17 protein-coding genes, 1 tRNA gene and 1 riboswitch are annotated in these 22,684 nt (G+C 28.6%); of the genes, 15 read left to right on the forward strand and 3 right to left on the reverse strand.

All coding sequences use genetic code 11. The features are described from left to right. Positions 1-127: 127 nt before the first annotated feature. From ACYUCG_RS00485 to purD, 12 genes are all read left to right on the forward strand, one after another. Complete coding sequence (locus ACYUCG_RS00485; RefSeq protein WP_460267834.1) at positions 128-862, forward strand: DUF4184 family protein; 735 nt, start codon at positions 128-130, stop codon at positions 860-862. 189 nt (positions 863-1,051) lie between these two features. Then, positions 1,052-1,357 (forward strand): hypothetical protein, encoded by a 306-nt coding sequence (locus tag ACYUCG_RS00490; RefSeq protein ID WP_240297749.1) that lies wholly within the window; start codon positions 1,052-1,054, stop codon positions 1,355-1,357. A 246-nt stretch (positions 1,358-1,603) separates the two neighbouring features. Beyond that, positions 1,604-2,254, forward strand: a complete 651-nt coding sequence (locus ACYUCG_RS00495; RefSeq protein ID WP_139932923.1) for a dUTP diphosphatase — start codon at positions 1,604-1,606, stop codon at positions 2,252-2,254. 250 nt (positions 2,255-2,504) lie between these two features. Further along, a riboswitch (TPP riboswitch) is annotated at positions 2,505-2,605 on the forward strand. A 149-nt stretch (positions 2,606-2,754) separates the two neighbouring features. Further along, positions 2,755-4,065 (forward strand): phosphomethylpyrimidine synthase ThiC, encoded by a 1,311-nt coding sequence (gene thiC / locus ACYUCG_RS00500; protein ID WP_460267835.1) that lies wholly within the window; start codon positions 2,755-2,757, stop codon positions 4,063-4,065. Positions 4,066-4,302: 237 nt separating this feature from the next. Beyond that, positions 4,303-8,103 (forward strand): phosphoribosylformylglycinamidine synthase, encoded by a 3,801-nt coding sequence (locus ACYUCG_RS00505; RefSeq protein WP_460267836.1) that lies wholly within the window; start codon positions 4,303-4,305, stop codon positions 8,101-8,103. A gap of 310 nt (positions 8,104-8,413) precedes the next feature. Beyond that, complete coding sequence (purE, locus tag ACYUCG_RS00510) at positions 8,414-8,893, forward strand: 5-(carboxyamino)imidazole ribonucleotide mutase (RefSeq protein WP_003453078.1); 480 nt, start codon at positions 8,414-8,416, stop codon at positions 8,891-8,893. Further along, positions 8,893-9,600, forward strand: a complete 708-nt coding sequence (gene purC, locus ACYUCG_RS00515; protein WP_060797059.1) for a phosphoribosylaminoimidazolesuccinocarboxamide synthase — start codon at positions 8,893-8,895, stop codon at positions 9,598-9,600. Before purE ends, purC begins: the two co-directional genes overlap by 1 nt. A gap of 318 nt (positions 9,601-9,918) precedes the next feature. Further along, entirely contained in the window at positions 9,919-11,364 is a 1,446-nt protein-coding gene (gene purF, locus ACYUCG_RS00520; RefSeq protein WP_283678541.1) for an amidophosphoribosyltransferase, read from the forward strand. Further along, complete coding sequence (gene purM / locus ACYUCG_RS00525) at positions 11,365-12,366, forward strand: phosphoribosylformylglycinamidine cyclo-ligase (RefSeq protein ID WP_004460005.1); 1,002 nt, start codon at positions 11,365-11,367, stop codon at positions 12,364-12,366. Then, the gene (gene purN / locus ACYUCG_RS00530; RefSeq protein WP_460267837.1) at positions 12,354-12,968 is read left to right on the forward strand and encodes a phosphoribosylglycinamide formyltransferase; all 615 of its coding nucleotides are present in this window, start codon (positions 12,354-12,356) and stop codon (positions 12,966-12,968) included. The genes purM and purN overlap by 13 nt, the downstream gene beginning before the upstream one ends. 12 nt (positions 12,969-12,980) lie before the next feature. Then, on the forward strand, positions 12,981-14,486 hold the full coding sequence (gene purH, locus ACYUCG_RS00535) for a bifunctional phosphoribosylaminoimidazolecarboxamide formyltransferase/IMP cyclohydrolase (protein ID WP_460267838.1): 1,506 nt from the start codon (positions 12,981-12,983) through the stop codon (positions 14,484-14,486). Between the two features lie 115 nt (positions 14,487-14,601). After that, complete coding sequence (gene purD / locus ACYUCG_RS00540; protein ID WP_460267839.1) at positions 14,602-15,852, forward strand: phosphoribosylamine--glycine ligase; 1,251 nt, start codon at positions 14,602-14,604, stop codon at positions 15,850-15,852. A gap of 435 nt (positions 15,853-16,287) precedes the next feature. Here purD and ACYUCG_RS00545 read toward each other — a convergent pair. Next, positions 16,288-16,376: transfer RNA gene (locus ACYUCG_RS00545), tRNA-Leu, on the reverse strand. Between the two features lie 389 nt (positions 16,377-16,765). On the opposite strand from ACYUCG_RS00545, the gene ACYUCG_RS00550 reads away from it, so the two are divergent. Both ACYUCG_RS00550 and ACYUCG_RS00555 read left to right on the forward strand, forming a co-directional pair. Then, positions 16,766-17,128, forward strand: coding sequence for a YccF domain-containing protein (locus tag ACYUCG_RS00550; RefSeq protein ID WP_003456973.1), 363 nt, complete (start codon positions 16,766-16,768; stop codon positions 17,126-17,128). Positions 17,129-17,668: 540 nt separating this feature from the next. After that, positions 17,669-18,211 (forward strand): NADH peroxidase, encoded by a 543-nt coding sequence (locus tag ACYUCG_RS00555; protein ID WP_003457010.1) that lies wholly within the window; start codon positions 17,669-17,671, stop codon positions 18,209-18,211. 137 nt (positions 18,212-18,348) lie between these two features. Here the strand turns inward: ACYUCG_RS00555 and argH are convergent, their stop codons facing one another. After that, positions 18,349-19,749 (reverse strand): argininosuccinate lyase, encoded by a 1,401-nt coding sequence (gene argH / locus ACYUCG_RS00560; RefSeq protein ID WP_460267840.1) that lies wholly within the window; start codon positions 19,747-19,749, stop codon positions 18,349-18,351. Between the two features lie 93 nt (positions 19,750-19,842). Beyond that, the gene (locus ACYUCG_RS00565; RefSeq protein WP_283683979.1) at positions 19,843-21,054 is read right to left on the reverse strand and encodes an argininosuccinate synthase; all 1,212 of its coding nucleotides are present in this window, start codon (positions 21,052-21,054) and stop codon (positions 19,843-19,845) included. A gap of 595 nt (positions 21,055-21,649) precedes the next feature. On the opposite strand from ACYUCG_RS00565, the gene fsa reads away from it, so the two are divergent. After that, complete coding sequence (gene fsa, locus ACYUCG_RS00570; protein ID WP_003453088.1) at positions 21,650-22,297, forward strand: fructose-6-phosphate aldolase; 648 nt, start codon at positions 21,650-21,652, stop codon at positions 22,295-22,297. Positions 22,298-22,684 lie beyond the last annotated feature (387 nt).

Here is a 22,684-nt window from a genome sequence, read left to right on the forward strand (position 1 = left end):
GTACAAAAAAATAATTCAAATAAATAGGTTTCATGTTAATGGATTAAAAGAAAAATTTTGGTCGTTTTTACTTAGTCTTTTATATGTTATAATTGGGTAATATTCAATATAATAAGGGGGAGTAAGTATGCCTTTTACCCTAGCGCATCCAGCAGCTGTAGTTTTTTTAAAGAATAAAAAGTTTAATCTTACAGCTTTAATTTTAGGGAGTATGGCTCCAGATTTTATATATTTTCTTAATTTTAGACCTTATGGAAATTTAGGACACCAAATATTAGGCTTTTTTATATTAAATTTGCCTTTATGTATTTTATTAGCGTATATTTTTCATAACTTTATAAAATCTCCACTTATAAGTCATTTGCCGAGACCTTTAGATAACTGGTATGGTTACTTAAGAACAGAACAATTTGGCTTACATTCATGGAAAGAAGTAATTGTTTTCATATATTCAGCTTTGTTAGGAATGATTACCCATGTTTTATGGGATGGATTTACTCATAAAACTGGATTCTTTGTGCGTCATATCACTTGGCTCCAACAAAAAATTATAATATTTGGTGGACATGAAATTTATATATATAAGTTAGTTCAACATACAAGTACTGTTATTGGAATAATTATAGTATTATTTTTCTTATATAAACTTAGGGATAGTAATACTAGAATTTTGTGGGGACATAAAAGTTTTAAGGATAAGTTTATATATGATTTAATAGTTATAATAACTGCAATAATAGTTTTAGTTTTAAGCTACATAATATTTAAGCACTTAAGTATTCCTTACGGAATTGGAAACCTTGTGGTTTCAAGTATAAATGGGATTTTTATTGGAGTTTTAATTGCTTCCTTTAAAAAATAATTTGTAAAAAGATATATTTTTATTAGTTTATTCTTTATGTTTATACTAAAAATAAAGAAGAGTATTATCTCTATAGATTGGGTGGATTTAAAGTCTAAATGATATATTAATTTTAATTGTAAAGTTCACTTACTATTCTTTAAAATGGTATAATATAGCTATTAAGGATGAATTGAAAGGGAAGAAACTATGGATAGAATGCTTTTATTACAAAATATATTGGAAGCATTAGTGTTTGTTGTATCAACAATTCTATTTGCTATTGTATATGGATTAATTGATAAAAAAATAAGATTAACTGATAAAATATTTGGAGCTTTTAAGATCAATCCTAAGTGGGAATGGATTATCCACATAGTTATAGCTTTAATTTTAATTGTGTTAGTTCATTATTTTGGAGTTTATATATTTAAGATATGGAACTTAGTAACTGTATTTATAACAGGTGCTATTGCTGGAATTTGTATATATAACATGAATAGAAATAATTTTTAAAAATTATTTTAAATAAGTAAAAAGTAACAGGTTAGATTGATTAAACCTGTTATTTTTTTATAAAGAATTAAGTTTTTCTATAAAAAAATTCTTAATAAAAGTAATAAGTTGTAAATGTAAGAATAAAGAAAATATATTAACAAAATGTTAATAATACAACTTTCAATTAAGAATATGGATGATTTACACATTTGTTAATAAGGGAAATTTAAAATATAATTTTTACTAAAGATGGAGGTGAGTTTTATGGCTGGAGAACAAAGAGTAAGAGATGTATATATTCAATATGATAAAAATGGAGAAACACCTAAATATGAAACACCATTAGCCGCAGGAGCAGACCTTTTTGCAACAGAGGATATGGTTATAAGACCCTTTGAAAAGGTTGCAATTCCACTAGGGTTAAAATTTGCAATTCCTGATAATATGGAGCTTCAAATTAGGGCCAGAAGTGGACTTTCTTTAAGAACAAACTTAAAAATTTCAAACTCAATAGGAACTATTGATGCTGATTCAGTTAGTGATATATCAGTAATTTTAGAAAATAATTATAATATAGCCAATCTTCCTTATGAGATAGCTAATGATATAAGTATATTAGATGATTTAAAAAATAATTATACTGAAGTAAGATTAAGCGACTATTTAGAATCTAAAGGACATGATGTAAGTTCTTATGAGGATGAAGGGAAAAAAGCTTATAAAAAATTATTAAAAACATATATTTATTTAGATAAGAATGGAAATCCATATGGAACTATATACATAAAAAAAGGAAATAGAATTGCTCAGATGGTTTTAGCAAAATATTATAAAGCTAATTTTATAGAAACAGATGACGTTTCTAAACTTAAAAGTGTAAATAGAGGCGGTGGATTTGGTCATACAGGCTTTTAAAATTCCATTGTTTTGTAGAGAAAACTTAAATTATAATATATAAATCGGAATAGTTAGGAAAGTTTTAGAATGAGATAGGAACTTATTCTAAAGCTTTTTTAATTTCTACTTATATTTTACTTGGTTTTAATTTAGTATATTTTTTATACTTAGCTTAAATAATTATTAAGTATATTATTACTTATTTTTATAAATTTACTTGAAATTGAAAAAAATTGATAGTATAATTTAGAAAAAGTGAATATTTAATCGTAAGTGCTAGGGGTGCATTTTATATGCTGAGAGGATAATATCTAACCCTTAAAACCTGATGTAGTTAGTACTACCGTAGGGAAGCATAAACTGTTGTTTATTTATATTTATGCTTTAAAAAGTTATAAATGTATCTATATAAGTGTTTATTAAGCTTGCCTTAGGGCAAGCTTTTATTTTTTATAAAAAAATAGGATCCTATATTAATTTAACTGCGCAGTTAAAAAATTAAAATAAGGAGAACTAATATGAATTATACAACTCAAATGGATGCTGCTAAAAAAGGAATAATAACAAAGGAAATGCAAGTAGTTTCAGAAAAAGAAGGAATTAATATTGAAACTTTAATGAATTTAATGGCTGAAGGAAAAATTGTAATACCAGCTAACAAAAATCATAAGAGTATAAGTGCAGAGGGTGTTGGACAAGGGTTAAGAACTAAAATAAATGTTAACCTAGGAATTTCAAAGGATTGTGCCAATATAGAATTAGAGTTAGAAAAAGTTAAAAAGGCAATAGATATGAATGCAGAATCTATAATGGATTTAAGTAATTATGGTAAAACTTATGATTTTAGAAAAAGACTTGTAGAAGTTTCTACGGCTATGATAGGAACTGTACCAATGTATGATGTAGTAGGTTTCTATGATAAAGAGCTTAAAGATATAACTGTTGATGAATTTTTTGAAGTTGTAGAAAAACATGCAAAGGATGGAGTTGACTTTGTTACTATACATGCTGGATTAAATAGAGAAACAATTGAAACTTTTAGAAGAAATAAAAGACTTACTAATATAGTTTCTAGAGGAGGATCTCTTCTTTTTGCATGGATGGAATTAAATAATAGAGAAAATCCTTTTTATGAATATTTTGATAGATTATTAGATATATGTGAAAAGTATGATTTAACTTTAAGTTTAGGGGATGCTTGTAGACCAGGTTCAATAGCTGATGCAACTGATGCTGTACAAATCAAAGAATTAATTACTCTTGGAGAACTAACAAAAAGAGCTTGGGAAAGAAATGTACAAGTAATAATAGAGGGACCAGGTCATATGGCAATAAATGAAATTGAAGCTAATGTTTTATTAGAGAAAAAATTATGCCATGGAGCACCATTTTATGTTTTAGGACCAATAGTAACTGATATTGCACCAGGATATGATCATATAACAAGTGCTATAGGAGGGGCTATGGCGGCTTCTTATGGAGCAGATTTTCTTTGTTATGTAACACCAGCAGAACATTTAAGACTTCCTAATTTAGATGATGTAAGGGAGGGAATAGTTGCCACAAAGATAGCGGCTCATGCAGCTGATATAGCAAAAGGAATTTCAGGAGCAAGAGACATAGATAATAAAATGAGTGATGCTAGGAAAAGACTAGATTGGGACGAGATGTTTTCTTTAGCAATAGATAGTGAAAAGGCCATTAGATATAGAAAAGAATCTACTCCTGAACATAAAGATAGTTGTACAATGTGTGGAAAAATGTGTTCTATAAGAAATATGAATAAGATTCTAGAAGGAAAGGATATAAATCTTTTAAGAGAAGACTAAAAATATTGGAGATATATTAAAAAATATTATTCGAGACTTTTAATATATCTCTATTTTTATTCTTAAATACGAACTTTAATTAATAAAAATAATATAAATACGTCTAAAATCATCTGAAAAACGAATGTTTAAATAATTTTAAATATTGACAATACGTATTTAAGGTGGTAATGTTTAATTAACGAATGATTAATTTTTAATCATTAATAATGTTCGTGTTTTGAATGGGGGATTAAAATGTCTGGTATTAGAATGGTATTTGTAGAAAAAAAAGCTGGTTTTAATGTGGAAAGTCAGATATTACTTAAGGATTTTAAAGATAATTTAGGAATTGAAGCTTTGGAGGATGTAAGAGTTTTAAATAAATACATATTAGGAGATATGGAAGAAGAACAGTATGTAAGAACTGTAAATACTATTTTGTCAGAAGCTCCAGTAGATAGAGTATATGAGGAAAATTTTGAAATAGGACAAGATGAAATTGCTTTTGGTGTTGAATATTTACCAGGACAGTATGATCAAAGAGCTGATTCAGCTTCAGAGTGTATAATGCTTCTTACTGAGGAGGAAAAAGTTCCTGTTAAATCATCAAAAGTAATTATTTTAAAGGGGAATTTAAATCAGGAAGAGATAAAGAAAATAAAATCTTATTACATTAATCCTGTTGATTCAAGGGAAGTTAGTCCACTTTCAAAAGTCTTAGAAGAAAACTTAGAGGAACCTAATGAGGTTGAGGTTTTAAATGGCTTTTTAGATTTAAATGAAGAGGGACTTAAAAATTTCCACAGAGAAAAATCTTTAGCTATGAGTTTAGAAGATTTAAAAATGATAAGAGATTATTTTAAATCAGAGGATAGAAATCCAACAATAACTGAGGTTAAGGTTATTGATACTTATTGGTCAGATCATTGTAGACACACAACTTTTGAAACAATAATTAAAGATGTTTATATAGAAGAGGGCAAGTATTCAGAACCTATTAAAAAGGCTTATGAAGATTATAAAAATTCAAGAGCCTATGTTTATGGGGAAAACTTAAATAATAAAGAAGTTAAGTTAATGGATTTAGCAACAATAGCCATGAAGGAGCTAAGAAAAAGAGGAAAACTTGATGATTTAGATGTTTCAGAAGAAATAAATGCTTGTTCTATAAATATAGAAATAGAAACAGATAAGGGAACTGAAGAATATCTTTTAATGTTTAAAAATGAGACACATAATCACCCAACAGAAATAGAACCTTTTGGAGGGGCAGCCACTTGTTTAGGGGGAGCTATTAGGGATCCCCTTTCAGGAAGAAGTTATGTTTATCAAGCTATGAGAGTTACAGGTTCAGCAGACCCAACAGTTGAAATTTGTGAAACTTTAAAGGGAAAATTACCTCAAAGAAAAATAACTTTAGGAGCTGCTCATGGATATAGCTCATATGGAAATCAAATAGGCCTTGCAACTGGACAAGTATCAGAAATTTATCATCCAAATTATGCGGCTAAGAGAATGGAAGTAGGAGCAGTTATAGCTGCCACGCCAAAGGAAAATGTAATAAGACTTGAACCTTCAAAGGGAGATATTGTAATACTTCTTGGAGGAAGAACTGGAAGAGATGGTATTGGTGGAGCTACAGGTTCTTCAAAGGAACATACAGAGGAATCAATAAATCAATGTGGAGCAGAAGTTCAAAAAGGAAATGCTCCAACAGAGAGAAAAATTCAAAGACTTTTTAGAAACAAAGAAGTAGCTCAAATGATAAAAAGATGTAATGATTTCGGAGCAGGTGGAGTATCAGTAGCAATTGGAGAATTATGCAGAGGAATTGATATAGATTTAAATAAAGTTCCTAAAAAATATGAGGGATTAGATGGAACTGAACTTGCTATATCAGAATCTCAAGAAAGAATGGCTGTTGTTATTTCCTCTGAAAATGCAGATAGATTTATAAAACTTTCGGAAGAAGAAAATTTAGAAGCTACAATTGTGGCTGAAGTTACAGATACTGATAGGTTAAGAATGAATTGGAAGGATAAAACTATAGTTGATATAAAGAGAAGTTTCTTAGATACAAATGGGGCAAAACAAGAAATTTCTTTAAAAGTAAAATCACCAAGTGTTTATCCATATGAAGTTAAAAACTGTGACGTTAAAGAGGAATGGATAAAATCTTTAAGAAATTTAAATGTTTGTAGTCAAAAAGGATTAATTGAGAGATTTGATTCAACTATAGGTGGAGGAACAGTTCTTATGCCTTTAGGTGGGAAATATCAATTAACACCAGCAGAGGGCATGGCTGCTAAAATTCCTGTCTTAGGAGGAGAAAGTAAAGATGCTTCTTTAATGACATATGGATTTAATCCATATTTAGGAGTATGGAGTCCATTCCACATGGCATTTTATTCAGTTATTGAATCAGTAACTAAAATAGCTGCTATGGGAGGAGATTATAAAAAAGTTAGATTAACTTTCCAAGAATATTTTGAAAAATTATTAAGAGATGAAGAAAAATGGGGTAAGCCATTTGCAGCATTACTAGGAGCTTATAAGGCACAAATGGATTTAGGATTACCTGCAATAGGTGGAAAAGATTCAATGTCAGGAAGCTTTGGAGAGTTAAATGTTCCACCAACTTTAGTTTCCTTTGCAGTAGGTCTTGAAAAGGCTTCAAGAATTATTTCACCTGAGTTTAAAAATATAGGATCAACTTTAGTTCTTATGAAAGGTGAGAAATTAGAAGATGGAACTTTAGAAATAGATGGATTTAAAAATAACTTAGAAAAACTTTATGAGTTAATAGGAGAAGAAAAGGTAGTTTCAGCATGCTCTCTTAAGTTTGGTGGAGTATCAGAGGGAATTACTAAGATGTCACTAGGAAATAGAATTGGGGCAACATTAAATAACATTTCTAAAGACGAGCTTTTAGGATTTAATTATGGAAGTTTAATACTAGAGGTTAAAGAAGGGGTTAACCTTGAGGATGAATTTAAGGGAACTAATTATAAGGTTATAGGAAGAACAATAAAAGATGAGGTTATAAAATGTGAAGAATATGATTTTATGGTTTCTCTAAAGGAATTAGAAAAAGCTTATGAAGAAAAGCTTGAGGATGTATTTAAATCTAAAACTGAAGATAAAGAAGAGTGCGTTTCAGACTTAATAAGTAATGATAAAGATGGGGCTAGTATTTTAGATAATGGACAAGTGCATATAGAAGAAAAACTTAAATCAAAGATAACAAGGGTAGAAAAGCCAAGAGTAGTTATACCAGTATTCCCTGGAACTAACTGTGAGTATGATTGTAGAAGGGCATTTGAAAAAGAAGGTGCTGAGGTACATGAAGTTATAATAAGAAATTTAAATAAGGAAGCCTTAATTGATTCAATAAATATGCTTAAAAAAGAAATTGACAAATCTCAAATAATTATGTTGCCAGGGGGATTCTCAGCAGGGGATGAGCCAGATGGATCAGCTAAATTTATAGCAACAATATTTAGAAATCCTAAGATAAAAGATTCAGTTATGAAGCTTTTAAATGAGAGAGATGGATTAATACTTGGAATTTGTAATGGCTTCCAAGCCTTAATTAAGTTAGGACTTCTTCCATATGGAAAAATAATTGATATTGAAGAAGATATGGCAACCTTAACTTATAACAATATAAATAGACATATGTCATCCATAGTTAGAACTAAAATTATATCTAAGAAATCTCCTTGGTTTAATGAGGTTTCTCTTGGAGAGGTACACAGTATTCCAATATCCCATGGAGAAGGAAGATTTGTTGCACCAGAGGCTTTAATAAAAGAGTTAGTAGAAAATGATCAAATAGCTACTCAGTATGTAGACTTAGAAGGAAATATGGCTATGAATATGCCATATAATCCAAATGGTTCATCTTTAGCAATAGAAGGAATAACAAGTAGAGATGGAAGAATCCTAGGTAAGATGGGTCATTCAGAGAGAATAGGAGAAAATCTTTATAAAAATATACCAGGAGAATTTGATCAAAAACTATTTAAATCAGGTGTAGATTATTTTAGAAAATAAGTTTATAAGTTTTAAATTATTTCTTAGATAGAACTAAAGGACTAGCTTAATTAAGAAATTACGGTTTTATGTTATATATTATCTCTAACTTTTTAAGAAGATTATAAATTTCTATCTTAAAAATTTCATAAAGCATATATTTCATAATACAGGTATAACCAGTTAAGAAATTAAATTTTCACTTGAGTTTTAAGCTTTATATTCATATGTGATGATATAGCTATATAGCTTTAAAAAATTAAGTTAGGTCTTTAGGGTTATCTAGAAAATAAGTACTATTAAAACTTTAAAATATAGGGAGGAAATTTTAATGAAGGTAGCAATATTTTTTGGAAGTAAATCAGATATAGATGTTATGAAGGGAGCAGGAAATGCTCTTAAAGAGTTTGGAATTCCTTATAATGCTTATATTTTATCAGCTCATAGGGTTCCAGAAAAACTTATTGAAACTTTAGAAAAAATTGAGAAAGAAGGCTGTGAAGTAATAATAGCTGGAGCAGGATTAGCTGCCCACCTTCCTGGAGTTATAGCTTCTCATACTATACTTCCTGTAATAGGAGTTCCAGTGAGAGCAGCCGTAGAGGGAATGGATGCATTACTATCAATAGTCCAAATGCCAAAATCAATTCCTGTAGCCACTGTTGGTATAAATAATAGTTATAATGCAGGAATGTTAGCGGTCCAAATGCTTTCATTAAAATATCCAGAACTAAGAGAAAAATTAATACAATTTAGAATCGACATGAAACATAAATTCATAGCAGAAAATGGAGAAGGAGTGGAATTATAATGGTAAATCAACTAGAAATGTTATATGAGGGAAAAGCTAAAAAAATATATGCAACAGATAAAGAGGATATGGTAATTGTTCATTATAAGGATGATGCTACAGCTTTCAATGGAGAAAAAAAGGCTCAAATAGAAAGTAAGGGAGTATTAAACAACGAAATTACTAGTCTTATCTTTGAGATGTTAAATAAAGAAGGAATAAAAACTCACTTTGTAGAGAAGTTAAATGATAGAGATCAATTGTGTAAGAAAGTTGAAATAGTTCCTTTAGAAGTAATAGTTAGAAATGTGGCAGCAGGAAGTATGGCTAAGAGATTAGGTCTTGAAGAAGGATATGAATTAAAAACTACAGTTTTTGAATTATCATACAAGGATGATTCTTTAGGAGATCCGCTTATAAATGACTATCACGCTGTAGGAATTGGAGCTACAACTTTTGAAGAATTAAATAAAATTTATGAAATAACTGCTAAAGTAAATGAAATTTTAAAAGAAGCTTTCAAAAAACAAAATATCAACTTAATAGATTTTAAATTAGAGTTTGGAAGATATAAGGGAGAGATATTATTAGCTGATGAAATTTCACCAGATACTTGTAGATTTTGGGATGCTACAACAGGAGAAAAAATGGACAAAGACAGATTTAGAAGAGATATGGGGAATGTAATCAATGGCTATAGAGAGGTTTTAAATAGACTAAGAGGATAAAATGTTATAAGTTTTTTAGATAGGCTCCAAGAACTACTTAATTTCGCAAAGTATTTCTATCATATACTCCAAAATAATATCTAAAGCTTCGAAACTTAAGTGAAAGTCCAAATTTTTAATTTGGCATCTTGAACTTATGCAATCGAACTTTTGTGAGATTGTATTCAGTGTAAAAACATATCAGCTTCTTAACGATATTATTTTTCCATATATGATGAAATACTAAATGCTCATTAAGATGTTCTTATACGCTCTATCTAAAAAATCTTTATAAAACATTAATTTCTTAAAAGTAATTAGGTAAGAGGAGTAGAAAATATGGTGAAGCCAAATTTTGATATTATGGATCCACAAAATGATAAATTCAAAGATGAATGCGGAGTTTTTGGAGTTTTCGCAAATAAACCAATAGATGTTGCTTCTATAAACTATTATGGACTTTATGCTCTTCAACATAGAGGACAAGAAAGTGCTGGCATTGCAGTGGCAAATGGAGATGATATAAAAGTTCATAAGGGATTAGGTGTTTTAACAGAAGCTTTTGAAGCTGAAGATTTAAAGAGACTTAGAGAATTTAATGGTTATATATCAATAGGACATGTTAGATATTCTACAGCAGGAGCTAAAACTGTTGAAAATGCACAACCTTTAGTTAGTAATACTAAGCTTGGTCCTATATCTACTGCTCATAATGGTAATCTAGTTAATGCAGATGTAATAAGAAGTCTTTTAGAGGATGGGGGACAAGTTTTCCATACTAGTGTTGATTCTGAGGTGATTACAAGCTTAGTTGCTAGAGGCGCTAAAAAAGGGATTGAGAGGGCTGTAATTGATGCTATATCAGCGGTTAAAGGTTCTTTCGCTATGGTAATAATGACTAAGGATAAGCTAATAGGTATAAGAGATCCGCATGGAATTAGACCTTTATGCTTAGGAAAATTTGAAGAAGGATATATATTAACTTCAGAAAGTTGTGCTTTAGACACAATTGGAGCAGAATTTGTGAGAGATATAAAACCGGGAGAAATCGTGGTTATAGATAATGATGGGATTAAAAGTTATAGATATTCAGAAAATACTGTTTGTCAAACATGTGCTTTTGAATATATATACTTTGCAAGACCAGATTCAGTAATTGATGGTTTAGATGTTCAAACTACAAGGGTTAAGCAAGGAGAAATATTATTTAAAGAATATCCAATAGATGCTGATATTGTGGTAGCTGTACCAGATTCAGGAATACCAGCTGCTATGGGATATGCTAAGGCTTCAGGAATTCCTTATGAGGTTGGATTTGTGAAAAATAGATATATAGGAAGAACATTTATATCACCATCACAAGAAATTAGGGAGAGAGCTGTAGCTGTAAAGCTTAATCCTTTAAAAGTTAATGTAAATGGAAAGAGAGTTATTTTAATAGATGATTCTATTGTTAGAGGAACAACTTCAAAACATTTAATTGAATCTTTAAGAAGAGCTGGTGCTAAGGCAGTTCATTTTTTAGTTGCATCCCCAATGGTTAAATATCCATGTTATTTTGGCATTGATACACCATACAGAAGTCAATTAATTGGAGCAAGTAGAAGTGTAGAAGAAATTAGAGAGATGATAGGTTGTGATTCTCTAGGATATTTAAGTTTAGAAGGAATGTACGAAAGTTTTGAAGGTAGAAGAAATTTCTGTGTAGGATGCTTTAGTGGGGTTTATCCAGTTGCAGCGCCTATGGAAGCTTTAGAGGATAATCTTGAAAGGGTGGAGAATTAAATGCTAACTTACAAAGAAGCAGGAGTAAATATTGAAGAAGGATATAGATCAGTAAAATTAATAAAAGAATATGCAAAAAAAACAATGAGTGAATATGTATTAAACGGATTAGGATCTTTTGCTGGCATGGTTGAACTTCCAGAGGGATATAAGAAACCAGTTTTAGTTTCTGGAACAGATGGAGTGGGAACAAAACTTGATATTGCTTGTAAAAAAAGAAAGTTTGATACTGTTGGAATTGACTGCGTTGCAATGTGTGTTAATGATATTTTATGTCATGGAGCTAAACCATTATTCTTCTTAGATTATATAGCTTGTGGAAAACTTGAAGCTGAGGTTTCTTCTGATTTGGTAAAGGGAGTGGCTGAAGGATGTATTAAGTCTCAGTGCTCTTTAATTGGAGGAGAAACTGCTGAAATGCCAGGTATGTATAAAGAAGGAGATTATGATATTGCTGGTTTTGCAGTAGGAATAGTAGACAAGGATAAAATAATAAATGGCAAAGATATAAAGAGTGGTGACAAGCTTATAGGAATTGCTTCTTCAGGAGTTCATTCAAATGGATATTCTCTTATAAGAAAGGTGTTTAAAAACTTAGATGAAGATTTTAATGGAAAAGCTATTTGGGAAGAATTATTAACTCCTACAAAGATTTATGTTAAACCTGTATTAAGTCTTTTAGAAAAATTTAATATTAAGGGTATGGCTCATGTAACTGGGGGAGGATTTTATGAAAATCTTCCAAGAATGTTAAGCGAAGAAGGACTTAGTATAGTAATAAATAAAAATAGTTATGAGATTCCAGAAATATTTAAAAAGCTTATGGAACTTGGAGTTCAAGAAGAGGAAATGTATAACACTTTCAACATGGGTATAGGGTTTGTTTTATGTGTTGAGGAAAATGAGGTTGAAGAGGTTTTAAAAGAACTTTCAAAGCAAGGAGAAAAAGCTTTTGAGATTGGGTATATAAATGCTGGAGGTGAAGGAGTTTGTATAAAATAGCTGTATTAGCTTCTGGCAGTGGATCTAACCTTCAATCAATTTTAGATAATATAAATAATGGAAATATAAATGGAGAAATTTCTTTGGTTATTGGAAGTAAGGAGGGTATTTTTGCCTTAGAAAGGGCTGAAAAACAGGGTATAAAAACATCAGTTGTTTCTAAAAAAGAGTTTGGAGATAAAACTTCAGATGAAATCTTAAGACTTGCTAAGAAAAATAATATTGATTTAATTGTGCTAGCAGGCTATCTTTCAATATTAAAAGGAAAACTTTTAGAAGAGTATGGAAATAGGATAATTAATATCCATCCATCTCTTATTCCTTCTTTCTGTGGAAATAAAATGTATGGAATAAATGTACATAAGGCAGCTATAGAAAAGGGAGTGAAATTTTCTGGGTGTACAGTTCACTTTGTTAATGATGAAGTTGATGGAGGAGCTATTATTGCACAAGAAATAGTTGAAGTTAATTTTGAAGATACTCCAGAAAGTCTTCAAAAAAAGGTTTTAGAGAAGGAGCATATATTGCTACCTAGAATTGTTAAGTGCTTATGCGAAGAAAAAATAGAAATTCATAATGGAAAAGTGAAAATATTAAACTAGGGAGGTCTTTTAATGAAAAAGAGAGCTTTAATAAGTGTTTTTGATAAAGATGGAGTTTTAGAACTTGCAAAATTTTTAAGAGATAGAGATGTAGAAATAATATCAAGTGGTGGAACTTATAAATATTTAAAAGAAAATAACATAGAGGTTAAAGAGATAAGTGAAATAACTGACTTCCCAGAAATGCTAGATGGAAGAGTAAAAACTCTACATCCTTTAGTTCATGCTGGAATATTAGCAATAAGAGATAATAAAGAGCATATGAAAACTTTAGAAGAAAGAGGAATAAATACTATAGATTATGTAGTTGTAAATTTATATCCTTTCTTTAAAAAAGTTAGAGAGAATTTAAGCTTTGAAGAAAAGGTTGAGTTTATTGATATAGGTGGACCAACAATGTTAAGAGCGGCAGCTAAGAATTTTAAAGATGTAGTAGTTCTTTCAGATAAAAAAGATTATGAAAAAGTAATGAATGAAATTAAAGAAAATAATTGTGTTTCATTTAAATTAAGAAAAACTCTTGCAGGAAAAGTATTTAATTTAATGAGTGCTTATGATGCTGCAATTTCTAACTTCTTATTAGAGGAAGAAGAGGAATATCCAGAATATCTATCAGTTTCATATAAGAAAATTCAAGATCTTAGATATGGAGAAAATCCACATCAAGGAGCTGCTTATTATAGTTCAACAGAATTTGATGGAGCTATGAATAGCTTTGAAATTTTAAATGGAAAAGCTTTATCTTACAATAATATAAAGGATTTAGATATAGCATGGAAGGTTGCTTGTGAATTTGAAGAAACAGCTTGCTGTGCATTAAAGCATAATACACCTTGTGGGGTAGCTGTAGGAGAAAGTTCAAAAGAGGTTTATTTAAAGGCTTATGATGCTGATCCAGTTTCAATATTTGGTGGAATAGTTGCTATAAATAGAAAGATAGATAAGGCTACAGCAGAAGAAATGGTTAAAATTTTCTTAGAGGTGGTAGCAGCACCAGATTTTGATGAAGATGCTTTAGAAGTATTAAGAACTAAAAAGAATTTAAGAGTTATAAAATGTAAGAATACTCCTCAGGCTAAAAATTACATGGTAACAGTAGATGGTGGAATATTAGTTCAAGGAGAAGATAATAAACTTGCTAATGAGTATAAAGTTGTAACTGAAAAAGAGCCAACAGAAATGGAATTAAGAGATATGATCTTTGGAATGAAGGTTGTGAAATATGTAAAATCTAATGCTATAGTAGTTGTAAAAGATGGAGTTGCCACTGGTATTGGTGGAGGACAAGTTAATAGAATTTGGGCTACTAAAGAAGCTTTAGAAAGAGGAAAAGGTGGAGCCGTTTTAGCATCAGATGCTTTCTTCCCATTTAGAGACTGTGTTGACGAAGCGGCTAAAAATGGAATAAAAGCAATAATTCAACCAGGCGGATCTATTAGAGATGAGGAGTCTATAGAAGCTTGTAATGAACATGGAATAAGCATGGTATTTACAGGAGTTAGACATTTTAAACATTAGAAATAAATAGATTTTAGGAGGTGAATTAGGTCATATAGTTAATTTGAATTTTAAATAGTTAATTATATAAGTTAAAACTATTTAAACTAAGCTTAATTTATATGACCTTTTATATATGAAGATACTTTTAGTTGGATCTGGTGGAAGAGAGCATGCTTTAGCATGGAAATTAGGAAAAAGTCCTAAAGTAGAAAAAATTTATGTGGCTCCAGGAAATGGAGGAACAGCTAAGGAAAATAAATGTGAAAATATAGAGCTTACTAAGATTTGTGATTTATTAAAATTTGCTAAAAATAACAATATTGATTTAACTGTTGTAGGACCAGAAGAGCCGCTTATTAATGGTATAGTTGATGCTTTTAAAGAGGAAGGATTAAAAATATTTGGACCTGATAAAGCTGGAGCTATGCTTGAAGGTAGTAAAAGTTTTTCTAAGGATTTTATGAAAAAGTATGGTGTTAAGACAGCTGATTACGAAGTTTTCTATGATTATGAAGAAGCTAAAATTTATTTAGAAAATTGTAAGTATCCAAGAGTCATAAAGGCTGATGGATTAGCTGCTGGTAAAGGTGTTGTAATATGTGAAAATAAAAATGAAGCAATAGAAACACTAGATTTATTTATGATAGATGATGTATTTAATGGAGCAGGAAAGAAAATAGTAGTAGAAGAATTTTTGCAAGGGATTGAGGCATCAATACTTTCAGTTACAGATGGAAAAGTAATATTACCATTTTTATCTGCTAAGGATCACAAACAAATATTTGATGGAAATAAGGGTAAGAATACAGGAGGAATGGGAGTTATTTCTCCTAATAAATATGTTACTGAAGAGGTTTTAGCTGATTTTTATGAAAATATATTAGAGAAAACTTTAATAGGTATAAGAGAAGAAGGTTTTGACTTTAAAGGAGTTATTTTCTTTGGAATAATGATAACAGAAGAAGGGGCTAAACTTTTAGAATATAATGTTAGGATGGGAGATCCAGAAACACAAAGTGTTTTAGCTTTAATGGAAAGTGATTTAGTAGACGTAATACTAAATGCACTAGATGAAAAATTAAATGAAACAACTATTAAATGGAATGAAGGATATTGCGTTAATGTTGTTTTATCATCAAAGGGATACCCAGAGGCTTATGAAAAAGGTTATGAAATAAGTATAGATGAAAGTCTTAAGGGAGAATTTTTTATAGCTGGAGCAAAAAAAGAAGGAAATACCTTAGTAACTAGTGGAGGAAGAGTACTTTCTGTAGTAGGTAAAGGAAAAACTTTAGAAGAAGCTAAAGAAAATGCATATAAAAATATAGAAAAAGTTAATTTTGAGGGAATGTATTTTAGAAAAGACATAGGTACTGCTAAATAGCTCTTAGAAGTTAGAAAATTTTAATATATTATAATCATAAGTTATATATTTAGTATTTAATATTTTTAGATAGAATTTAAACAATACAGTTTAATTTATAACTATAATTACAATAAAAATTAAGTATTTAAATATAAACTATCTAAAGTTTAGATGGTTCAATATTTTTTTAATAAGTATAAAGGAGCTTTAGACAGAGTTACTTTAAAATGTGTTTAGAAGGTTTAATATTTCCTTAATAAGAAAAATTATTTGATAGAAACTAAAAGGCTTTATTAGAAAAAAATATTAGATATAGGTAAACAATCTAACAGCAGTGAAATTAGTTTGTTTTATCTATATCTAATAAAAATACTCTAATAGAGCTTTTGTGTTTGGACTTTTTATTTAGTTTTATCAAAAATAAAAAAACTCTTAAACTATGTTTAAGAGTTTTGGTGCCGAAGACCGGAATCGAACCGGTACGGTGTGTTAGCACCGCAGGATTTTAAGTCCTGTGCGTCTGCCAGTTCCGCCACTTCGGCATGTCCTGTTGACAATAATTATTATATATACATAAAAGAAAAATGTCAACAAAAAAATTAAAAAATTTAGTATATAAATTTAAAAAGATTATAAATCATTAAAAAATATATAAAAATCAGTTGAATTTGAAAGAAAAAGATGATATTTTATTTAAAATACTTTTTGATTTTATTATATAAAATTTAAGTATAAATAAAATGGAGTTTAAAATTAAAAGGGTATTTGGAGGTAGATTAATTTTAAATAATTACTGTATTAAGATGATTTTGTTATTTTATATAAAATTAGCTTATTTAAAAAGATTAAGAAGGAATAGAACATTTTTTTTATATAATCAAAGTAAATATATTATAAAAATTAAATATTTATTATACAAGGAGGAAAAATAGTGAGTTGTTTAGGAAATCTTATTTGGATGATATTTGGTGGATTTTTTAATGCTTTAGGATGGTTATTTTGGGGTTGTATATGGTGCATAACAATAGTAGGAATACCTGTTGGATTACAATGTTTTAAATTAGCAGGGTTACAATTAGCTCCTTTTGGCAAAGAAGTAGTAACTGTTGACGATGGAGCAGGAAATCTTATTCTTAATATATTATGGATAGTTTTTGGTGGATTTACATTAGCTTTAGCAAATTTAATAAGTGCAGCTATATTTGCTATTACAATAATAGGAATACCTTTTGCAATACAGTCGTTGAAATTGGCTAAATTATCTCTTATGCCTTTTGGTAAAGTGGTAAGATAATATGCCTTTTATAAGAAATACATTATGAAATATTTCGTTAAAATGATTAATATAGTCAAGAGTTTTGAAGTTGTTAATTTGTTAGAAAAATTTTAACTACTTTTAAGACTAAGCATTAATTTATTAGGAGAAGGGCTTATATCAAAATAACTTTTTATAAAACTTACAAACATTATGAAGCAAAATCTAGTAATTTTCGAAATATGTTTGTAAGTTTTTATTATATTTTTATAAAAATACCTTCTTTATTTGTATGAAAAATTGAAATGATAAAATATGAATAGTTTTATTACAACAAATAGTAATTTGAACTTTAAATTTTAATATAAAAAAACTGATAAAGGATTATTTTTTATTAAAAGTATAAATTATTTAAAATATGTTGATAATGGAAAATTATTATTATATAATATTGATAAAGGTTAAGAAAAAATTAACAGCTTAAATCTATAGATTATAAAGAAAGAGATTTAGTAGGATAATTTTCTTAATAACCTATGGATGAAAAATATGGAGACATAATATTAGGAGGATTTTATTATGAAAAAATTTGTTTGTACAGTATGTGGATATGTTTATGAAGGAGAAAAAGCACCAGAAAAATGCCCAGTATGTGGAGTTGGAGCTGACAAATTCGTAGAACAAAGTGGAGATTTAGCTTTCGCTGATGAACATAGAATCGGAGTTGCTAAAGGTGTAGATGAAAGAATAATAGAAGGATTACAAGCTAACTTTACTGGTGAATGTACAGAAGTAGGAATGTACTTAGCTATGTCAAGACAAGCTGATAGAGAAGGATTCCCAGAAGTTGCTGAAGCTTATAAAAGAATAGCTTTCGAAGAAGCAGAACATGCTGCTAAATTTGCAGAAATGTTAGGAGAAGTTGTAGAAGCTGATACTAAAGCTAACTTAATGGCAAGAGTAAATGCTGAACATGGAGCTTGTCAAGGTAAAAAAGATTTAGCTACTTTAGCTAAACAATTAAACTTAGATGCAATCCATGATACAGTTCATGAAATGTGTAAAGATGAAGCTAGACATGGAAGAGCTTTCGAAGGATTATTAAAAAGATATTTTGAATAATTAAAATAAAAGATGATTTCTACATTTGTAGAAATCATCTTTTTTATTTTAATCTATATTTAAAAATATAGATTAGCATTACTTGTTAATTTAAATTTATCTTATAATTTATAAAAATTAATTATTATATTTTAGTACTATTTTAAAAGATTAAGTTTTTCATTACTTTCTTGTATAAAATTATTTAAATGTTCAATTTGAATGTTTATAGATGAAATACTTGGTCCACCTATTACTTTTCTTTCTTCTATACAAGTTAAAAGATTAATAGCTTTATATATATCATTTTCAAACTTATTTGAGAAAGTTTGAAATTCAGATAGAGATAAGTTATCAATAGATTTCCCTTCATCTATACAATAAAGAATTAAATTTCCTACAATCTCATGAGCATCTCTAAAAGCTACACCTTTTTTTACTAGATAATCAGCGACGTCAGTGGCATTAGTAAATCCAGAAGAAGCTGAAGTTTTCATAATACTCTTATTAATTTTCATTGTTTTTATCATTCCATTAAAAGTTTTTATGGAAAGTAGAGTAGTATCTAATCCATCAAATAAAGCTTCTTTATCTTCTTGCATATCCTTATTATAAGCTAAAGGAAGTCCCTTCATAACAGTTAATAGCGTCATTAAATCTCCATAAACACGTCCAGTTTTTCCTCTTACTAATTCTGCAACATCAGGATTCTTTTTTTGTGGCATAATACTGCTTCCAGTACTATAACTATCATCTAATTCAATAAATTTAAATTCATCAGTAGACCAGATGATTATTTCCTCTGAAAATCTAGAAAGATGCATCATAAGTAAAGAGAGGCAAGAAAGTGTTTCAATAGCATAGTCCCTATCAGAAACAGAATCTAAACTATTTAGTGTAACTTTTGAAAAGCCTAGTAACTCCGAAACTTTTTCACGATTTATAGGGTAAGTAGTAGTTGCTAAAGCCCCACTGCCTAAAGGCATTTCATCAAGTCTTTTATAACAATCCAGTAATCTAGAGATATCTCTTTTGAACATTTCACTATATGCTAAAATATGATGAGCAAAGGTAATAGGTTGAGCCTTTTGCATATGAGTATAGCCTGGCATAATAGTTTCTTTATTTTCTGAAGAAAGATTTAATAGAGTTTTTTCAAGGTTTAAAATTTCACATATTAAAATTTTAATATAGCCTTTTAAATATAATTTAGTGTCTAAGGTTACTTGATCATTTCTACTTCTACCAGTATGTAGTTTTTTTCCTTCTTCACCAATGTAATCTGTAAGAGTACTTTCTATAAAACTGTGTATATCTTCTGATGAGTTATCTATTTTTAATACTCCTTGATTTAATTTATCTAATATTTTATATAAACCAGAAGCAATTTTTTTGCTATCTTCCTTTGGAATAATTTTTTCTTCACCAAGCATAGTAACATGAGCTATACTTCCAATTATATCTTCTTTATACATTCTTGAATCAAAAGAAATAGAGGAATTAAAAGTGTTAACTAGATCATCAACTTGGTGAGTGAATCTTCCGCCCCATAATTTCATAATAAATTCACCTCATTTATATAGTATGTTAGAGCATAAAATATTTAGCTCTAATTTTAATATTAGCTATGTATTAAGTACATAGTTATCTCTTTAATTTAACTTTTGGGCCATTTTAGCTTGTACTATAGATGGTAAGCTAAAAAGATTAATAAAGCCTTCAGCATCCTTTTGATCATATATTCCATCTTCACCAAAAGTAGCGTATTCTTCGCTGTATAAAGAATATGGTGATGTCATTCCAGCATTTATTATGTTTCCTTTATATAATTTTAATTTTATTTCGCCAGTTACAGTTTCTTGAGTTTTTGATATAAAGGCAGATAAGGCTTCTCTCAATGGGGTAAACCATTGACCATTATAAACTAAATCAGCGAATTTTAAGGAAACTATTTCTTTATAATGGGAGGTTTCCTTATCTAAACATAATTCTTCTAAATCTTTATGAGCTTTATATAAAATAGATCCTCCAGGAGTTTCATATACTCCTCTTGATTTCATACCAACCAATCTATTTTCAACCATATCTATAATTCCAATACCATGTTTTCCACCAATTTTATTAAGTTCCTGTAAAAGAGTGACTCCATCTAGTTTTTCACCATTTAATGAGGTTGCAATTCCTTTTTCAAAACCTAAAGTAATATATTCAGCTTCATTAGGAGCCTTTTCTAAGGTATTACATAATTCAAGAATTTTATCATATTTAGGTTCATTTTCGGGAAACTCTAAATCTAAACCTTCATGGCTTAAATGCCATAGATTTTTATCTTTACTATAATTTGTTTCATAAGTAATATTTATAGGAACTTCATTGTCTATAGCATATTGGATTTCTTCTTCTCTAGATTTAATTTCCCAAGTTCTCCATGGAGCAATAATTTGCATTTCTGGATTAAAAGTTTTAATTGCTAATTCAAAACGAACTTGGTCATTTCCTTTTCCAGTACATCCATGACAAATAGCATCTGCATCTTCAAGTTTTGCAATTTCTACTAATCTTTTTGCTATTATAGGTCTAGCAAAAGAAGTGCCTAGTAGATACTTTCCTTCATATTTTGCCCCAGCTTGTATGGTAGGAAAGATGTAATCTTCTACAAATTCTTTAGTTAGATCCTCAATATATATTTTAGACGCCCCAGTTTTTATAGCTTTTTCTTTTAATCCAACTAATTCATCAGATTGTCCAACATTTCCTACCACTGCAATAACTTCACATCCATAATTTTCTTTTAACCAAGGAATTATTATTGAAGTATCTAACCCGCCTGAATAAGCTAAAATTACTTTATTAAATTTTTTCATATACATTCCACCTTTAATATTTATTGTTTATTGCTTGTTCATAATTATACATATTAAAGTGTATTTATGCAATAATTATTTGAAAAATAAATGAAATGATGAATTTTATGCAGTTTATTGTGAATATTATGCATAAAAATTTGAGCTATAAGAGTTGGCAAATAGAATTTAGAGTTTTGGAATAGATAGTTAAAATATATTTTTAGATAAATATTAAAACATTGTATAAAATATTATTTTGAAAATAAGTTTAAGAGAATAGATTTTGAATTAAAACTTAATTTATTTAGATTAAATAGTATTTATGATTTTTATACAAAATAAATAAGGGAAAATTAATTATATTATTTGTATATACTTTAGATGATAAAGATTACATAAATGATACTCTAATCATTCAATATGATATATTAAATTTCTGAAATATTATATTATAGCATAATATATAGAAAAAATAAATTAATAAAATGTAAATTTTAAATAAATATATTGAATAATTCTTTTTGTAATGTTAATATCTATCTGTGGAAACGATTAATAGAAAAGTATGGAATTCAAATTAATATTTTTAAAGTAATGAAAAGGAGATTATGAAATGAAAATATTTATCGATACTGCCAATGTAGAAGAAATAAGAAAAGCTAGTAAATTAGGAGTTTTAGCTGGAGTAACAACTAATCCTTCATTAATAGCAAAAGAAGGCAGAGATATTAAAGAAGTAATTGAAGAAATATGTAGCATAGTAGATGGACCAATAAGTGCTGAAGTTATGGCTTTAGAGTGCGATGAAATGGTTAGAGAAGGAAGAGAATTAGCTAAAATACATAAAAACATAGTTATAAAAATACCTATGTGTGAAGAAGGTTTAAAAGCTGTAAAAGTATTAGCTAGTGAAGGAATAAGAACAAATGTTACTTTAATCTTCTCACCATTACAAGCTTTATTAGCAGCTAGAGCTGGTGCATCATTCGTAAGTCCATTCTTAGGAAGACTTGATGATATCGGAAATCCAGGAATTGAAATTGTAACTCAAATCGCTGAAATGTTTGCTTTACATGGAATAGACACTGAAATAATATCTGCAAGTGTTAGAAACCCAATGCATGTTTTAGATTCAGCTATGGCAGGATCACACATTGCAACAATTCCTTATAATGTTATACTTCAAATGGTAAAACATCCTTTAACTGATGCTGGTATGAAAAAGTTCATTGAAGATTATAACAAAGCTTTCAATAAATAATACAATCTGCATTTACAATATAAATTAATACACTAAATTGAATTTTAGCAATTTATAAAAGAATATATTTTACTTATAGTCAACAATTAACCCTTAAAAGAACTATCTGAAAAGATAGTTCTTTTATTTTGAAATGTATTATAGTTTTATACTAAATAAAATATTTATAATTAAGTTTTAATAATAAGTTTAGTTTATATTAAGTTATTTAAATTTTAATATTATATCATATGAAAAAGAGTTATCTATTTTTTAGATAACTCTTTTACTTATAAAAAATAATTTAATCTTAAATAAATTATCTGTAAATAAAATACATGCTAAAGTAGAAAATGTACATGTAAATTATTGTATTTAAGGTTTAAAATTACAAATGTAAACATTTAA

Source organism: Clostridium sp. CTA-17, assembly GCF_054767895.1.

Bases quoted from the DNA above. Each gene is read 5' to 3' on its own strand.
- ACYUCG_RS00485 (WP_460267834.1), top strand. From the start codon at position 128: ATGCCTTTTACCCTAGCGCATCCAGCAGCTGTAGTTTTTTTAAAGAAT.
- ACYUCG_RS00490 (WP_240297749.1), top strand. From the start codon at position 1,052: ATGGATAGAATGCTTTTATTACAAAATATATTGGAAGCATTAGTGTTT.
- ACYUCG_RS00495 (WP_139932923.1), top strand. From the start codon at position 1,604: ATGGCTGGAGAACAAAGAGTAAGAGATGTATATATTCAATATGATAAA.
- thiC (WP_460267835.1), top strand. From the start codon at position 2,755: ATGAATTATACAACTCAAATGGATGCTGCTAAAAAAGGAATAATAACA.
- ACYUCG_RS00505 (WP_460267836.1), top strand. From the start codon at position 4,303: ATGTCTGGTATTAGAATGGTATTTGTAGAAAAAAAAGCTGGTTTTAAT.
- purE (WP_003453078.1), top strand. From the start codon at position 8,414: ATGAAGGTAGCAATATTTTTTGGAAGTAAATCAGATATAGATGTTATG.
- purC (WP_060797059.1), top strand. From the start codon at position 8,893: ATGGTAAATCAACTAGAAATGTTATATGAGGGAAAAGCTAAAAAAATA.
- purF (WP_283678541.1), top strand. From the start codon at position 9,919: ATGGTGAAGCCAAATTTTGATATTATGGATCCACAAAATGATAAATTC.
- purM (WP_004460005.1), top strand. From the start codon at position 11,365: ATGCTAACTTACAAAGAAGCAGGAGTAAATATTGAAGAAGGATATAGA.
- purH (WP_460267838.1), top strand. From the start codon at position 12,981: ATGAAAAAGAGAGCTTTAATAAGTGTTTTTGATAAAGATGGAGTTTTA.
- purD (WP_460267839.1), top strand. From the start codon at position 14,602: ATGAAGATACTTTTAGTTGGATCTGGTGGAAGAGAGCATGCTTTAGCA.
- ACYUCG_RS00555 (WP_003457010.1), top strand. From the start codon at position 17,669: ATGAAAAAATTTGTTTGTACAGTATGTGGATATGTTTATGAAGGAGAA.
- argH (WP_460267840.1), bottom strand. From the start codon at position 19,749: ATGAAATTATGGGGCGGAAGATTCACTCACCAAGTTGATGATCTAGTT.
- ACYUCG_RS00565 (WP_283683979.1), bottom strand. From the start codon at position 21,054: ATGAAAAAATTTAATAAAGTAATTTTAGCTTATTCAGGCGGGTTAGAT.
- fsa (WP_003453088.1), top strand. From the start codon at position 21,650: ATGAAAATATTTATCGATACTGCCAATGTAGAAGAAATAAGAAAAGCT.